At 62.4% G+C, this 14,422-nt stretch carries 13 protein-coding genes; 9 read left to right on the forward strand and 4 right to left on the reverse strand.

Going from position 1 to position 14,422, the window contains the following annotated elements; translation table 11 throughout:
* Window positions 1–16 precede the first annotated feature (16 nt).
* From ACQUSW_RS07255 to ACQUSW_RS07285, 7 genes are all read left to right on the forward strand, one after another.
* Window positions 17–1,801, forward strand: coding sequence for a hypothetical protein (locus ACQUSW_RS07255; RefSeq protein WP_428931623.1), 1,785 nt, complete (start codon window positions 17–19; stop codon window positions 1,799–1,801).
* The gene (locus tag ACQUSW_RS07260; RefSeq protein WP_428931624.1) at window positions 1,798–3,642 is read left to right on the forward strand and encodes an MBL fold metallo-hydrolase; all 1,845 of its coding nucleotides are present in this window, start codon (window positions 1,798–1,800) and stop codon (window positions 3,640–3,642) included. The genes ACQUSW_RS07255 and ACQUSW_RS07260 overlap by 4 nt, the downstream gene beginning before the upstream one ends.
* Window positions 3,639–4,673, forward strand: a complete 1,035-nt coding sequence (locus ACQUSW_RS07265) for a LacI family DNA-binding transcriptional regulator (protein ID WP_428931625.1) — start codon at window positions 3,639–3,641, stop codon at window positions 4,671–4,673. Before ACQUSW_RS07260 ends, ACQUSW_RS07265 begins: the two co-directional genes overlap by 4 nt.
* 103 nt (window positions 4,674–4,776) lie before the next feature.
* Entirely contained in the window at window positions 4,777–5,742 is a 966-nt protein-coding gene (locus tag ACQUSW_RS07270) for an ROK family protein (RefSeq protein WP_428931626.1), read from the forward strand.
* The gene (locus ACQUSW_RS07275; protein ID WP_428931627.1) at window positions 5,735–6,313 is read left to right on the forward strand and encodes a D-sedoheptulose-7-phosphate isomerase; all 579 of its coding nucleotides are present in this window, start codon (window positions 5,735–5,737) and stop codon (window positions 6,311–6,313) included. The genes ACQUSW_RS07270 and ACQUSW_RS07275 overlap by 8 nt, the downstream gene beginning before the upstream one ends.
* Complete coding sequence (locus ACQUSW_RS07280) at window positions 6,310–8,895, forward strand: alpha-mannosidase (RefSeq protein WP_428931628.1); 2,586 nt, start codon at window positions 6,310–6,312, stop codon at window positions 8,893–8,895. Before ACQUSW_RS07275 ends, ACQUSW_RS07280 begins: the two co-directional genes overlap by 4 nt.
* Window positions 8,896–8,980: 85 nt before the next feature.
* Window positions 8,981–9,655 (forward strand): alpha/beta fold hydrolase, encoded by a 675-nt coding sequence (locus ACQUSW_RS07285; RefSeq protein ID WP_428931629.1) that lies wholly within the window; start codon window positions 8,981–8,983, stop codon window positions 9,653–9,655.
* On the opposite strand, the gene ACQUSW_RS07290 is transcribed toward ACQUSW_RS07285, so the two are convergent.
* From ACQUSW_RS07290 to ACQUSW_RS07305, 4 genes are all read right to left on the reverse strand, one after another.
* A complete protein-coding gene (locus ACQUSW_RS07290) occupies window positions 9,627–10,670 on the reverse strand; it encodes a Gfo/Idh/MocA family protein (protein WP_428931630.1) in 1,044 nt (347 codons plus the stop codon). The genes ACQUSW_RS07285 and ACQUSW_RS07290 overlap by 29 nt on opposite strands.
* Window positions 10,667–11,653 (reverse strand): Gfo/Idh/MocA family protein, encoded by a 987-nt coding sequence (locus ACQUSW_RS07295; RefSeq protein WP_428931631.1) that lies wholly within the window; start codon window positions 11,651–11,653, stop codon window positions 10,667–10,669. The genes ACQUSW_RS07290 and ACQUSW_RS07295 overlap by 4 nt, the downstream gene beginning before the upstream one ends.
* A 152-nt stretch (window positions 11,654–11,805) precedes the next feature.
* Window positions 11,806–12,267: a DUF3817 domain-containing protein gene (locus ACQUSW_RS07300; protein WP_428931883.1), complete on the reverse strand. Its 462-nt coding sequence runs from the start codon at window positions 12,265–12,267 to the stop codon at window positions 11,806–11,808.
* Between the two features lie 113 nt (window positions 12,268–12,380).
* Window positions 12,381–12,947 carry a MarR family winged helix-turn-helix transcriptional regulator gene (locus ACQUSW_RS07305; protein WP_428931632.1) on the reverse strand — a complete coding sequence of 189 codons (567 nt, stop codon included), beginning with the start codon at window positions 12,945–12,947 and terminating at the stop codon, window positions 12,381–12,383.
* Window positions 12,948–13,031: 84 nt separating this feature from the next.
* Here ACQUSW_RS07305 and ACQUSW_RS07310 point away from each other — a divergent pair, with 84 nt between their 5' ends.
* Both ACQUSW_RS07310 and ACQUSW_RS07315 read left to right on the forward strand, forming a co-directional pair.
* On the forward strand, window positions 13,032–13,589 hold the full coding sequence (locus ACQUSW_RS07310; RefSeq protein WP_428931633.1) for a hypothetical protein: 558 nt from the start codon (window positions 13,032–13,034) through the stop codon (window positions 13,587–13,589).
* A gap of 84 nt (window positions 13,590–13,673) precedes the next feature.
* Window positions 13,674–14,366 carry a hypothetical protein gene (locus ACQUSW_RS07315; protein WP_428931634.1) on the forward strand — a complete coding sequence of 231 codons (693 nt, stop codon included), beginning with the start codon at window positions 13,674–13,676 and terminating at the stop codon, window positions 14,364–14,366.
* The last annotated feature ends 56 nt before the right edge of the window (window positions 14,367–14,422 follow it).

Below are 14,422 nucleotides of genomic sequence, written 5' to 3' on the forward strand. Positions count from 1 at the left end.
ACATAGACTTGATGGCATGAGCACCGGGCCTTTGCTGAATGATCATCCCGACAGCCGCACCATTGAAGCCGCGAGCTACACACTGACCTGGAAAACCGGGCCAGACGGCTTAGTGCGCTCCCCCTACTTTGAGCTCAGCGACGCCGCCGGGCAGCGCTGGATGCGCCTGTGTGCACTGTCGAGCGTGCACACGCGCACCGCTCGCGACGAAGCTATGCACCTGCTCGAACCCGAAGTTATCGAGCACAACGGTGCACTCGTCGTCACCGTGCGCACCGACTCCACCGCATGGAACAAGCGTGTGCTCGAACTACGCTGCACAAACGAGACAATCGAGATTACCGCCGAGGTGCACGGCCACGGCCACCTGACCGATACAACACTTCTGGGCGGCGACGGCGTTCTTCCCACGGGCGCAGCCGGCACCTTCCGCTCGGGCTTCGACGCGCACTCTCTCTACGTGCCCAGCCCCACCGAACCCGTCGCATTCGTGCGACCCGTCTGGTCGGCAGCATCGCTCGGAGTGGTGGGCGATGCTGACCCTGGCCGTCTCAACGGAATATTCTCACCGCCTCCCCTGGCATTCGCCTTTGGCCGCTCGCCCGTCGTTGACGCGTTTACACCCGGCGAAGGGCCGTGGCTGGCCACCTGGCTGCGTGCACCGGTCGCCGATCTGCGCTTCACCACCATGCGCTTCGACCCCGTCGATGATGGCGGACTCATTCGCCTCGCCTATGAGGGCCACACGCACGTTGACGGGCACTGGCGTTCGCCCACGCTGGTTATTCGCGCCGTCGATTCTCCGGCCACGGCACTCGAAAAATACCGCACCGACCTCATCGACACAGAGTGCGCACCACAACAAACAAAAGAGATTCAGCCCTGGTGGCTCGAGCCGATCTTTTGCGGCTGGGGCGCTCAGGTTGCCCGCGGGGGCGCTCCTGCCCCCGACCTGTGCCGACAAGAAATTTACGACGAGTTTCTCGCCCGCCTGCGCAGTGCCTCGCTCGACCCTGGCACCTTCGTCATCGATGACCGATGGCAAGAACACTACGGTACGGCGCTGCCCGACACCGACGCGTGGCCCGACCTCAAAGGCTGGATTCAGCAGCGGCACAACGAAGGCAGAAAAGTGCTGCTGTGGTGGAAGGCATGGGACCCTGCGGGGCTTCCCGCAGAAGAGTGTGTGACGGATGCCGCGGGCAGGCCAGTATCCGTTGACCCGGGCAGTGCCGCGTATCGGCAGCGACTACACGCCATCGTGCAGTACCTGCTCTCGCCCGCAGGCCTGAATGCCGACGGATTCAAAGTCGACTTCACGCAGCGCACCCCCAGCGGCACCATGCTGCACTCCGCCCCCGACAGCGACGGGGTGTGGGGCATTGCCGCGTTGCACCAGCTCGTTGCCCAGCTGCACACCTCAGCCACATCGGTCAAAAGCGATGCGCTCGTGATCACCCACACAGTGCACCCATCGTTTTCTGACATCAGCGACATGATCCGCACGAACGATGTGCTCGAACACGACACAACGGGAAGCCCCGTCTCGGTAGCGGCCCAGCTGCGAGCGCGCTACGAAATTGTGGCATCGGTTTTGCCGGAGCATCCGGTTGACACTGATCAGTGGCCCATGCCGAACCGGGATGAATGGCTCGAGTACGCTCAGGCGCAAGTTGGTCTCGGTGTGCCTGCGCTGTATTACATCGAACAGATGAAGCCCAACGACCCCATAGAGGCAGAACACTTAGCGGTTATTGCCCGCACGTGGAGTGAGTACCGCAGTAAGAAGAAAAAGCGATGATCACCGAGGTCGCGAGCGGTGTGTGGCGCATTGCCGACACCTGCAATGTGTATCTCATCGTCGATGATTCACTGCCAGAAGGTGAACGCGACGCAATAGCCATCGACTTTGGTGCCGGTGCTGCACTCGAACATCTGGATGAACTGGGTATTCGGCGTATCAGCGACGTTTTTATGACTCATCATCATCGCGACCAGGCGCAGGGCCTACCGCTTGCTGCGCAGCACGGTGCCCGCATTCACGTGCCGCCCGTCGAACGAGATCTGTTCGACAGCGTCGAACAGATGTGGCACGGTCGACAGCTCGACAACGACTACACACTGCGCCAAGACCGCTTCTCGTTGCTCGCTTCAGTTGCTGTTGATTCGACCGTGCCCGAGTATCGGACGGTGCGCGCGGCGGGCGTCGAACTACGGGTACTGCCCACCCCCGGGCACACGATCGGCTCGGTCACCTACATCATGGAGCGCGCGGGCCAGTCGATTGGTTTCTGCGGAGACCTCATTTATGCGCCCGGCAAGGTGTGGTCGCTGGCGGCCACCCAGTGGTCGTATACGCAAAATGAGGGCCCTGCGATGACGGTGCTGAGCGCCCGCATTCTGGCACGCGAGGGCGTGACGCATGTGGCGCCGTCACACGGTGATTTTATGCCGGATGCTGCTCATGCACTCGAACTGTTGGCAGAGCGCATGCAGCACTACGTCAATTCGCGCCGCTCATACCCGTGGGATCTCCAGGCGCGACTGGACGACCCCTTCGTGGCCCTCACGCCCCACCTGCTACTCAACCGCACATCGATCTCGTGCTCCTATGTACTGCTGTCAGACAGCGGAGAAGCCCTCGATATCGACTACGGGTACGACATGACGACGGGTCTTCCTCCCGGCCAAGAGCGAGCAGCACGGCGCCCGTGGCTTGCTTCACTGCCCGCGCTTCGCCATCACTACGGCGTCACCGCTATCACCGTGGCACTACCCACGCACTATCACGACGACCATATAGCAGGCATGCCTCTACTGCGTGACGTTGAGGGAACACAGCTGTGGATTCCCGAGAACGTTGCCCCCGTCATGGCCGACCCATGGCGCGAAGACTTGCCCTGCCAGTGGTACGACCCGATCCATGCCGACAGAGTCATAGCGCTTGACGAGCCGTTTACGTGGAACGAATACACACTGACTGCACACGCTCAACCCGGCCACACGCTGTACGCCGTGGCTTACTCGGTCGAAGTCGACGACACTCGCGTGGTCTTTACCGGCGATCAACAAGAGGGCTTGGGCGGCCGCGACGGTCGGCGAGACATTATGAATTACCAGTACCGCAACCTTTTTCAGCTGGGCGACTATCGCAAAAGCGCTGCGCTGTATCGGCAGATTGCACCGGGATTACTCGCCAGCGGACACTGGGAACCCCGCTGGGTCGACGACGAATATCTCCGCTATCTTGAGCAGGCTGCCGAAGAGGTTGACGCCCTGCATGAACAGCTACTCCCCCTCGAGGCCGTGGGCATTGGCCCCGACGGCCAGGCCGCGCGCATTTTTCCGTACCGCGCACGAACCACGGTCGGCAGTGAAAAGACGTATGACATTGACGTGTTTAACCCGCTTCCCCACCCGGCCCCGGTAAGAATTACGCCGATTTTGCCGCTAGGCTGGCGCACATACGAGGCCTCGATCGACCTCGATCTCGATTCGCGTGAGGGGGCCCGCGTGCATCTATCGGTCATTCCAACGTCTGCTGGGGAGCGTCAAAGAATTGCCATCGACGTCACTATCGGTGATCTGCGTCTCGGCCAACATGCCGAGGCACTTCTCACGGTCACGGAGGCACACAGGTGAGTGGTGAGCAGCGCCCGACAGTGACACGACCAACCATCCGCGAGGTGGCTGAGGCCGCCGGCGTATCGCGCTCCACTGCTTCACGCGCGCTCTCAGGCAACGGTTATGCCGCGCCCGAAGTGCGTGAGCGCGTGCGTGCCGCGGCAAAAGATCTGGGCTACGTCGTTGATGCCATGGCTCGCAGCCTCAAGCAGCGCACGAGTCGCTCTGTTGGTGTGCTGGTGTCTGATCTGCGAAATGTCTTCTATGCCGAACTGGCCTCAGGCATTGGTGAGGAGGCACGCGCACACGGACGCACACTCGTGCTCGTCGATTTGCGCGGAGAAAGCTCCGACGAGCTCGAGGCCGCAGAGACCCTGGTCGCCTCGCGTGTTTCGGGTGTTATTGCCACACCGGTCTCGGCCGATCTCAATCAGTTTCTTACCCGCACCGGCGTGCCCCTGATTGAGGTCGATCGCCGTTTTGACCTCGAGGGCACCGACGCTGTTGTCGTTGATAACCGTGCGGCTGCCCGCGACACGACCCAGCGGCTGCTCTCGGCCGGGCACCGCCGTATCGCCCTGGTGATCGACGAGACCGAGTGGACGACGGGTATGGAACGCCAGCGCGGATACCTCGATGCCCTCGCGGCGATGAAGGTTCGCTCCGATGACTCACTCATTGTCAAGGCCGGCTGGGATGCCGCCGAAGCCTCGGCCGCTGCTCGACGTCTGCTGTCGATGCCCAACCGGCCCACGGCCGTTTTTGCGGCCAACAACGTACTGACCGAGGGCACCTGGCGCGCATGCATTGAGCTGGGGTTGCGTATACCCGAAGACGTCAGTGTCGTGGGCTTCGATGATGCACCATGGATGAGCATGGTACGCCCCGGTGTTTCTACGCGGGCCCAGCAGGCAGGTGTTTTAGGCGCTATGGCGATGCGTGCGCTCATGGAGCGCATCGAGACTCCGGATGCTCCGGTCCGCACCCTCGTGATGCCTACGCGCTTCGTTGATCGCGGTTCGATCGCGCCGCCGCCTGTAGCGACTTAGCACCGAGGTAACCGGTACGTATCTTGTGATGTATCCAGTAGTTGCTATTATGTGGGAACGATGTCATATTGCGCGCATCGAAGCGCGCGGGCCGGAGGAATGAATGGCAATGCAGCAACCCGTGCTGGCGCTCGACATCGGCGGCACAAAACTGGCGGTCGCGATGGTGACGCCCGACGGAAACAGCCACGGTTTTCTCTCTGAGCCCACGCACAAACAGCGCGGACCAGAGCAGGTCATTGCTCACCTTTTCGAGATGGGTCAACGGAGCATCGCAGCAGCCGGGGTGGGGAACCCGGGCGCTGTAGGCATCAGCTGCGGCGGCCCTCTCGATTCCACGGCCGGGATACTCACGCATCCACTGCATCTTCCGGGTTGGATCAACATTCCTATCGTTGACCTCACTCAAAGTGAATTCGGGGTGCCCGCGGTTGTCGAAAACGACGCAACCGCAGCCGTACGCGGTGAGCACCGTTTTGGCGCAGCACGCGGACACGACACGGCTCTCTACCTCACGATCTCAACCGGAGTCGGCGGCGGCTCTGTCGTTGACGGAAGGCTTCACCGCGGTGCTGCCGGTAATGGCGGCGAATTCGGGCACGTAACTGTGCAGCGCGGAGGCCGCCCGTGCGAGTGTGGTCGGCGCGGCTGCCTCGAAGCCTATGTGTCGGGCACAAACATCGCCCGTCGTGCACGCGAGGCCTTGAGCTCCAGCGAAGTGCCCTCGATCCTGCGCGAGAGCACGCCGGTTCGGGCACAGGATGTGGCTGCCGCTGCAGCATCCGGCGACACCCTTGCTCGTGATATCTGGGACGAAACCACCGCGCTCCTTGGTCAGGCCATCACCGACCTGGTCAACATTTTTGAACCCAACATCGTTGTGCTCGGAGGCGGGGTTACTCGCTCGGGCGCACAACTTCTCGACCCTGTGCGCCACATCGTGCGCACAACTGCCATGCCGCCGGCCGCGGCCCACGTCGATGTCGTTCTCGCTGCACTGGGCGACGAAGTCTGCGTGGTCGGTGCCGGAGCCCTCGCCCTCGACCTCATGGAGGCCACCCGTGTCTGACTGGCTTGACGCCCAGCTCGATGCACACATTCGCACTGCCGCGGATGCCGCACAGCTTTTGGACGACGTGAGGGAGGTGGGAACAATGCTCGTCGCCGCTTTTGAGAGAGGTGCAACCCTCTACACCTTCGGTAATGGTGGCAGTGCTGCCGATGCCCAGCACTTCACGGGCGAGCTCATCGGCCGCTATCGCCGCGAACGCCGTCCCCTTCCCGCCGTGACACTCACGGCCGACGCAACGGTTGCCACCTGCATAGCCAATGACTACTCTTTCGACGATGTTTTTGCGCGCCAGGTGCAGGCGCTCGCACGGCCCGGCGATATCGTGGCTGCATTTACCACGTCGGGACGCTCCGCCAACGTCGTCACCGGTCTGGCCACGGCACGCGAAAACGGGGCAACGACAGTGTTGTTTGCGGCGGGCGATGGCGGGCCTGCCCGCGAACACGCTGATCGCGTGTTTCTCGTGCACAGTACAGAAACACCACGTATTCAAGAGCTGCATACGTTTCTGCTGCATGCGTTGTCAGAAATTGTTGATGCGTGGGCTGCGGGAGAGGTGCTGGCATGACAAAGCACAGTCGAGCACCCATCGCCAATGCCCCCTCGGGCATGCAGCCACGCGATATGCAACCGGCACCGCGGCCCACTGCTACGCCCGATCGAACTCTGCACATGATTGGCAACGCACACCTCGACCCGGTGTGGCTGTGGCCGTGGCAAGAGGGCTATCAAGAGGCACGCGCCACTTTCGCCAGCGCACTGGACCGGATGGACGAGTATCCCGACTTCATTTTTACGTGCGATCAGATTGTGCTGCTCGAGTGGGTAGAAGAGCAGGATCCGGAGCTTTTTGCTCGCATTACTCAGCGCGTGGCGGAGGGCCGCTGGGTGAACGTCGGCGGCTGGTGGGTAGAGCCGGACTGCAATATGCCGATGGGAGAATCTTTTGCCCGCCAGGGCCTCTACGGTCAGCGCTACTTGCATAATCGCTTCGGGATGATTGCTACGAGCGGCATGAACGTCGACCCCTTCGGGCACGCAGCGAGCCTGCCGATGGTGCTGCGCGGGCAGCGCATGGATTCATACTGCTTCTTGCGCCCCGGGCCACACGAGGGTGATCTCGACGAAACGCTCTTTCACTGGGAGTCGGCCGATGGCTCGCGTGTGCTGGCTTTTCGTATTCCCTTTGAATATTGCAGCCCGCCCGGCGACGTCTCGGGCCAGACCGAGAAGGCACTGGGCCAGCTCGACCGCTCGCTCGGCGAAATGATGGTGTTTTATGGCGTCGGCAACCACGGCGGTGGGCCCACCAAGGCGAATATCGAGTCGATCCATCGCTACGACCGAATGGGCACTTTCGGAAGGATGATTATGTCGTCACCCCGCGCATACTTCGACGAAATGCTCAACCGCGGCGAAGCTTTTCTCGGCTCGCTTCCCGTGCGCCGCGACGACCTTCAACATCATGCTCCCGGATGCTACTCGGCCCACTCCGGCATTAAGGCCTGGCAGCGCCGTGCTCAGCATGCTGTACTCGCAGCCGAGCGCTGGGCAGCGATCGAGGTGGGGTTGGGTGCGAACGAGTATCCGCGTGGTGACCTGGAGCGGGCCTGGAAACAAGTGCTGTTCAACCAGTTCCACGACACCCTGCCGGGTTCGGCGATTGAACAGTCGTACGACGACGCCCGTGATCAGCTGGGTGAGGCCATTGCGATCTCCAAGCGCATCATCACGCGAGCGCACAACCGGATTGCGCGCCGCATCGCCATTCCCACCGACACCTCGAGCCAGCCGGTCGTGGTGTTTAACCCGCATCCGTGGGCTGTGTCGGTCGATGTCGACATGCAGTATGGCGCGCAGCCCCACGGCGTCCACGTGGTTGATAACCGCGGCGAACCTGTTACCTCGCAGGCAACACAGTCGACCGCAACCACGGGCGATATGAGCCGGGGCGCCGTCACCTTCCGCGCCGATGTGCCGGCTCTGGGCTACGCCCTGTACCGCATCATGCCTGGCCCGGTGCATCCGGAAACCACATCACTGATGGTCTCCGACGACGGAACCGTCATCGAAAACGATCATGTCGAGCTGCGACTCGACCCACAAACAGGCAACCTGGTTTCGCTGCTCCACCGCGCCACGGGTGTCGATGTGCTGGCGGGAACGGCTGACCAGCCGCGTACGGTCGTGTGCGAAGACCCGACCGACACGTGGGGACACCGTGTCGTTTCTTATGCGTGGCCGGGCGAGAGCATGCGGCTCGACCGCATTGTTGTGCGCGAGAGTGGTCCTCTGCGTTCTCGCGTGCGTGTCGAACGATCATGGGGTAGCAGTTCTCTTATTGAGGAGTATCTGCTTTCTCACGACTCGGCGGTTGTGCGTGTGAACGTGACACTCGACTGGCGTGAGAAGGCGCACCTGATGAAGCTGCGTTTTCCGGTTGCCGTATCAAACCCGCAGGCGACGTATGAGATTCCCTACGGCACGATCGAGCGCCCCGTCGACGGTGCGGAAGAGCCCGCACAGTCGTGGGTTGACCTCACGGGAACAGTAGGCGGCGAGGCGGCAGGGCTCACGGTTATCTGCACGTCGAAACACGGTTGGGATGCATCTCCGGCCGGTGACAGCGGAGTGCCGAGCATCGGCATAACTGCGGTGCGTAGCCCCGTTTACTCGTGGCACGACCCACGGCTGCTCGACCCCGATGGCGTGTATTCATTCCAAGATCAGGCTATTCAACGGTTCAGTCTCGAGCTCATCGCCCACGATGGTGACTGGCGTACCGCGCAGCCGACCCGCCGCGCTGCCGCGCTAGAAGCACCTGTGCGCGCACAGCAGGAGTCATTTCACGACGGCGACCTCGCTGCCCGCGCGAGTTTTGCTGACGACGGCGGCGGTTCGGTCTTGGTCACAGCGGTGAAGGGCAGTGAAGATACTCCCACCCAGGCTGCGGCCGATTTTATTGTGCGAGCGATCGAAACCGAGGGTAAAGAGACCGTCTCGCGCATTGACCTCTCTGTTATCGGCCGCGTGATCGAAGAACCGTTCGCACCACACCAGTTGCGCACCTTCCGCGTTCCCGTCGACCCCGAACTGCCGATAGTTGAGGTCGACCTCCTCGAGTGGCCGCTGGGCGACGAGCCTGCATAGCTACACCGCACAGGCATAGCAGCACCCAGCGGCCCAGAAGTCAAGGGTCTGGTCGCCCTGCTGCCTCGCAGCAACGATAGAGGTTATGCGAGACGACAGGGCACCACGAAGTGAAGCATCCGAGGTGCATGTCATTCTTGTGCCGGGACTGTGGCTCGACGGCTCGACGTGGGATGCAGTAGACGCTCAGCTGGCTGCCGCGGGGCTTGTGCCGCATCCGGTAACCCTGCAGGGGTTGACATCGCGCATGGCGCCACGCTCGGGACTCATGCTCGCCGACCATGTTGCCGAGGTTGTTTCTGCGATTGACCGGTACGCTGGGCGCGTCATGCTCGTGGGGCATGCCGAAGCCTGCGGCATTGTTCACGCCGCCGTCAATCGCCGCCCCGAGCGTGTGATGCACGCCGTGTACATCAATGGTTTTCCCAGCGCGCACGGCACATCGGTTCTTACCGGTTTTACTCATGCTCACGACCGGCTAGAACCGGCGGTACGGTGCCTCGACTCGGTGCAGCGCCTCACCGACCCTCGACGCTTTACGGTTCCGGTAACACTTGTTTCTACGCAGATCGACGCAGACGACGTACGGCGCTGGATTGCGCTGGGCGAAGAACCCGCCGGTGAGCTGGCTCGCATGACCGATGTCACGGTGGTTTCTCTCACCGGCGGACGCTGGCCGCATATGGAGCAGTCCGACGCCGTCGCCCAGTTGCTTATCGATGCGGCAGGGGTTAATTCGCTGAGTCGGCTAGTGCCATAGGGGCATTCTCGCCCACCGGAACAATGCGGCCATCGGTTGCTGAGCGATAGGCGGCAAGAATCACTCCGAGCACATCAATGCCCTCTTCGTGCGTTTGGATGGGCCGCGAGCGGTTTCGGATGCTGGTGGCAAAGTGTTCGATCTCGGCGGCAAACTCGTGCACCTCGTCGAACGAGTGCACGACGGGTTCGCTGCCACGAATACGGAAGACGAGCTCTTTTCCGTCGGAGCTGAGTGAACCAAATTGCCCGACAAGCGAGAATTTTTCTGTGCCTACGGCCGGTTCGTATGCCCAACTGGTTGTGACATGCCCCACCACGCCGTTGTCGTAGCGCACGAGAACCTGTGCGGAGTCTTCGCCCTCCATAAACTGCAATCGATGCCGCGACAGCATCGCCGCAACCTCTACGGGCGTACCTCCCGCCAAATACTGCAGCAGGTACAGCGGGTGGTAGCCAGTATCGATCAGTTCACCGCCACCCGCCGTTACGGCAGCAGCGCGCCAGCCCATGCTTTCGGGTGTGAAGTCGTTGTAGAAACTGTCGGTTGTGCGAACCTCATAGATACGGCCAAGCACGCCACTGTCGATAATGCCCCGGGCTGCCGCGACGGCGGGCTGAAAAAGCTGATTATGCGCGCACATAACGGTGACTCCGGTACGCTCGACGACGGCCGTGATGGCAGCGGCTTCTTCGAGGGTGAGGCACAGCGGTTTCTCGCACAGCACATGCAGGCCCGCTTCGGCCGCCGCGATGATGGCTTCGGCATGCAGGTGATGCGGCAGGCAAATATCGACGGCATCGAGCCCGCCCGCGGCGATCATGTCGTGATAGTTGGCATATATCTGCACGTTGGCGTCGTCGCCGCGACGGCGCTCGGCGTTCTCTCGCACAGGATCGGCGATTGCAGCGAATGTAACGAGTTCGGGGTTGTGTCGGTAACCCGCCACGTGTGCTCCGGCGATTCCTCCGGCACCGATGAGGCCGATTCGCACGGGGCTTGATGGTGCATTCATCGTGCTGTGCCCTTCTGTTCTGCCGCGGTATTGGCGGCGACAATAAAACGTGTGAGGTTGGTGGCTGCGGTCAGGTTTGCTGTCGTGTCAGCATCGCCATAGATAGCCGACACCCAGTTGTCAAAGGGTGAGGGGGCTGGCCGTTCGAGCTCAAGCGACACCCACTCGTCGCCAAACTCTCCGCCCTTGGCGATGAGTTCATCGCGTCCATAGCCATAAAGAAGCGATGCCGTTGTTCCCCGCACTTCGAGGGCAAAGGCGCCCGGTGTCGTGACAAAGCTTGCCTCGGCGACCCCTATTGCCCCGCTGTCGTAGCGCGCCGTAACGACGGCATTGTCTTCGACTTCGCGCCCCGTCATGCGGCCATACTCTGCGGAAACAGAGGCGGGTTGCGGCCCCAACACATGCTGTATCACGTAAGCGGGGTGGCAACCGAGGTCGGCGAAAGCTCCACCAATCGCAGCTACCGGGTCGGCAAAACGATCGGGTAGCCAGTTGGCGATCCAGCCATCGTGGGCCAGGCGCACGCGCGCGTAAGTCACGTCGCCGAGTGCACCGCGATCAATAAGGCTGCGGGTGGTTCGCACGACCGGTTCGCTCAGTCGTGGCAACGACACCGCCAGCGCCACGTTGTTTTCTCGCGCGAGCGCGATGAGCGCCTCGCACTCGTCGACCGTGGGCGCCAGTAGCTTTTCGGTAAAGACGTGTACTCCGGCTTTCAGTGCGCGCGAAATAACCTCGGTGTGCTCATTGGTCGCCGTTGTCACGGTAATGCCCTGTACCTCTGGGCGCGCAAGAAACGCGTCGAGGTCGTCATACGCTGGCACACTGAGTTTGCGGTGTGCGTCTTCACGGTTCTGCTCCTCGGGATCCCACAGGGCGACAACCTGGGTCGCCGGATGCTGCGTGGCATCCCTTGCGTAATCGTGTGCGTGAACATGCCAAAATCCGGCGATCCCCACGCCGATTGTCCCCTGGTGCACAGGCACTCCTCATCGTTGCTGTGTCGGTTCGCTTCTTTGCGTGTGGCAACGATACCACCTGCTATGGCATCGTTACCACATCGATGGGCGCGGCAACGGATTGCCGCAGCCACAGCACAGCCCCCTCCGGCTCAGCAAGCGCCGCCGTGGACTCAGCGCCCGCCAGGGGGCCCCATAATCAGCAGCGCCACATACAGCCCGATAATGGCAACGGCGATCAGCAGTGCGAGCACCCATGCCCGCTGCAAGAACCAGCGCATGAGCCGGTCGATCCAGAACGCGTCGCGCGGGTCGTCGGTCTGCTCGAGTCGCCATGCACCTTCGAGGCGATTGCTGCGGGCGAGCCAAATTTCAACCGGGATGGTGGCGTACGGAACGATCGCACTCACGACCGTCACAACACCCACCCCTACAGCCCAGCGCTGGTTGAGCGCCACCAAAATGGCGGTGGCCCCATAAGACAAGAAGACGAACCCGTGAATGCCTCCGGCGATCGTTACGGTGAGCGGGGTGGCGCCGAGAGCGCGGGCAATGAGGGCGCTGATCAGCAGCGTCCAGGTGATCGCTTCGGCCACCGCCAAGACGCGAAAGAGGCGGGCGGGCGTACGGAACATCATGCTCCTGTCATCAAGATTCATAAAGACGAGGGAATGCGTGCACAGCGGCGCTCATTCTTTAGCCACCGTATCGGGAGCATCTATGCGCGCGAATCAGCTAAAAGTATGAACTATGCGTGATCGCCGTGGTCTCCGGATGCCGCGGGCACCTGCGGCCACGCTTCCGCCAGGCGTGTGAGCAGTCGCGCCAACTGCTCGGCCTCTTCGGCGCTGAAGCCGGCGAGCGCCTGCTGCATAGCTTCATGCCGGGCGCGGTGCATCCGGTGTGCCGTTTCGCGCCCTGCATCAGTGAGGGCGATGAGCGTGCGGCGCGCGTCTTCCGTGTCGGCCTGCCGCTCAACAAACCCTTCTTCGACTCCCTGCTGTACGAGGCGTGAGGCTCGCGGCTGGTCGACTCCGATTGCTTCACCGATGGCACTCACTGCCATGGGCTGCCCAGAGGTGGCGAGCACTTCGAGCATGCGTCCGCGGGCCATGGCGGCCATGCCTGCTCGTCGTCGATTTCGTTCGTGGCCTCCACCATGCGCGTGACCGCGGTGCCCGTGATCTCCGTGCGCCCTGTCACCGTGCCCGCTATCACCGCGCCCCCGGGGTTCGCCCGGTCGACGCTGACGCTGGCGCAGCAGAGCGAGGGCTTGCACGACGTCCGTAGCCACGTCGTCACGATCAAAAACCATACCGCCACAATACATGCGATTTGACATGTAGTTCAAGTGCATGTCATCATACATACACATGTCACATAACAAGTAAGGTAAAACATGAACACCAACGACACAACAAACACCACAATCGACCACAGCCTGGGCCAGTGGCTCGGCGGCGTTCACACGCTGCTACGCCGCGCCCACGACCGAGTGCTCGAGGCCGAAGGCATCAGTCGCCGCGACTGGCGAATGCTCCGGATGCTGCACACAGCCGACTTCTCTACCCACCGCCTGCGCGGTCGCCACATCGGCACGCTCGTGGAACGCGGATGGGCCAGCCCCACCATCAGCGGATGGCAGCTGACCGAGACAGGCACGGCAACGGTCGAACGCGTCACGGCAGCCCACGCGGCACTGCGCGATGAGCTCGCCGCCAGCGTTTCCAGCGCCGACCTCGACACCACCCTGCGCACACTAGAAACCTTTGCGCGCACTCTCGGCTGGGATGGCGAATCGCCTCTCCCCCGCGGCTACGGCAAAGCTCGCCGCTTCGGGCGTGGCCACAACGGTCGTCACCGCGGCCACGGCGGTCAGCGCCTCCACGGCCACGGCTACGGCCACGCGCGTCGCCGCTGCCGCACGGTAGCCGACCAAACAGTAGCCGACCAGTAACATGCATCCGAAAAAACCATTCCCGGCGCGGCCGGTAGGTGCTCACAGCTACCTACCGGCCGCGCCCTCGATTAGGCTCGATGCATGAAAACAACACATCCGCTCACAGACGTGCGCCGCTGGGGTGTCGCAGTGGCCATTGCAGCCATTGCACTGCCACTGAGCGGATGCCTCTCTCTGATGATCCCCTCTGAGCCAACAGAGCTTCCTACCAGCCACCCGTCGACCGAAGACCCCTTCGATGACTCCGATGACCTCGACGACGACTCCGACGCGCTTGATACCTCCGATGGCGGCACACTCAGCTTCGCCGAGGGCGCCGATCTCGACTCCACAGACTTCGTCGAATGGGGAGACGGGTTCATGATGGACTCCGACTGGGAGGTCTCCAAGCCCGACGATGGCGATGGCGGCTGGGAATACAAACAGGTCAACGGCGACTGCACAGCGGGCTTTTGGCAGGGGATGCTCGGCGACGTCGGCACACAGGACGACCGTGACGCCACTGCCGAAGTGCTCGCGCTCATACTCGACGCCACTGCCGCCGAAGTTGTCGACTACACCGAAGTCGGAAAGTTCTCGTACCAGATCCCGGATTCTCCCGGAGTCGACCACCTCAACATCTACGGCGAGACCGACACCGGCAACTGGCTGATTGCCGCCCGCGCATTCGCCACCCCTAACTCCGCGCTCTACATCGACATCAACTGTGCCACCAGCAGTGCCGTCGACGTCGCCGAAGAGGTCTTCAGCAAAAACCCCATCGTGGTCTGGTAGCCAGCACCGCGATCGAGTAGCCCGCACTCGGTGCTCCCATAGCCAGGTGGTGGCAG

Origin of the sequence: Microbacterium luticellae (assembly GCF_050408645.1) — a bacterium.
Taxonomy (GTDB): Bacteria; Actinomycetota; Actinomycetes; order Actinomycetales; family Microbacteriaceae; genus Microbacterium.

Coding starts and splice junctions, on each gene's coding strand:
- ACQUSW_RS07270 (WP_428931626.1), top strand. CDS start 4,777: ATGGCAATGCAGCAACCCGTGCTGGCGCTCGACATCGGCGGCACAAAA.
- ACQUSW_RS07260 (WP_428931624.1), top strand. CDS start 1,798: ATGATCACCGAGGTCGCGAGCGGTGTGTGGCGCATTGCCGACACCTGC.
- ACQUSW_RS07315 (WP_428931634.1), top strand. CDS start 13,674: ATGAAAACAACACATCCGCTCACAGACGTGCGCCGCTGGGGTGTCGCA.
- ACQUSW_RS07305 (WP_428931632.1), bottom strand. CDS start 12,947: ATGGTTTTTGATCGTGACGACGTGGCTACGGACGTCGTGCAAGCCCTC.
- ACQUSW_RS07280 (WP_428931628.1), top strand. CDS start 6,310: ATGACAAAGCACAGTCGAGCACCCATCGCCAATGCCCCCTCGGGCATG.
- ACQUSW_RS07290 (WP_428931630.1), bottom strand. CDS start 10,670: ATGAATGCACCATCAAGCCCCGTGCGAATCGGCCTCATCGGTGCCGGA.
- ACQUSW_RS07300 (WP_428931883.1), bottom strand. CDS start 12,267: ATGTTCCGTACGCCCGCCCGCCTCTTTCGCGTCTTGGCGGTGGCCGAA.
- ACQUSW_RS07255 (WP_428931623.1), top strand. CDS start 17: ATGAGCACCGGGCCTTTGCTGAATGATCATCCCGACAGCCGCACCATT.
- ACQUSW_RS07310 (WP_428931633.1), top strand. CDS start 13,032: ATGAACACCAACGACACAACAAACACCACAATCGACCACAGCCTGGGC.
- ACQUSW_RS07285 (WP_428931629.1), top strand. CDS start 8,981: ATGCGAGACGACAGGGCACCACGAAGTGAAGCATCCGAGGTGCATGTC.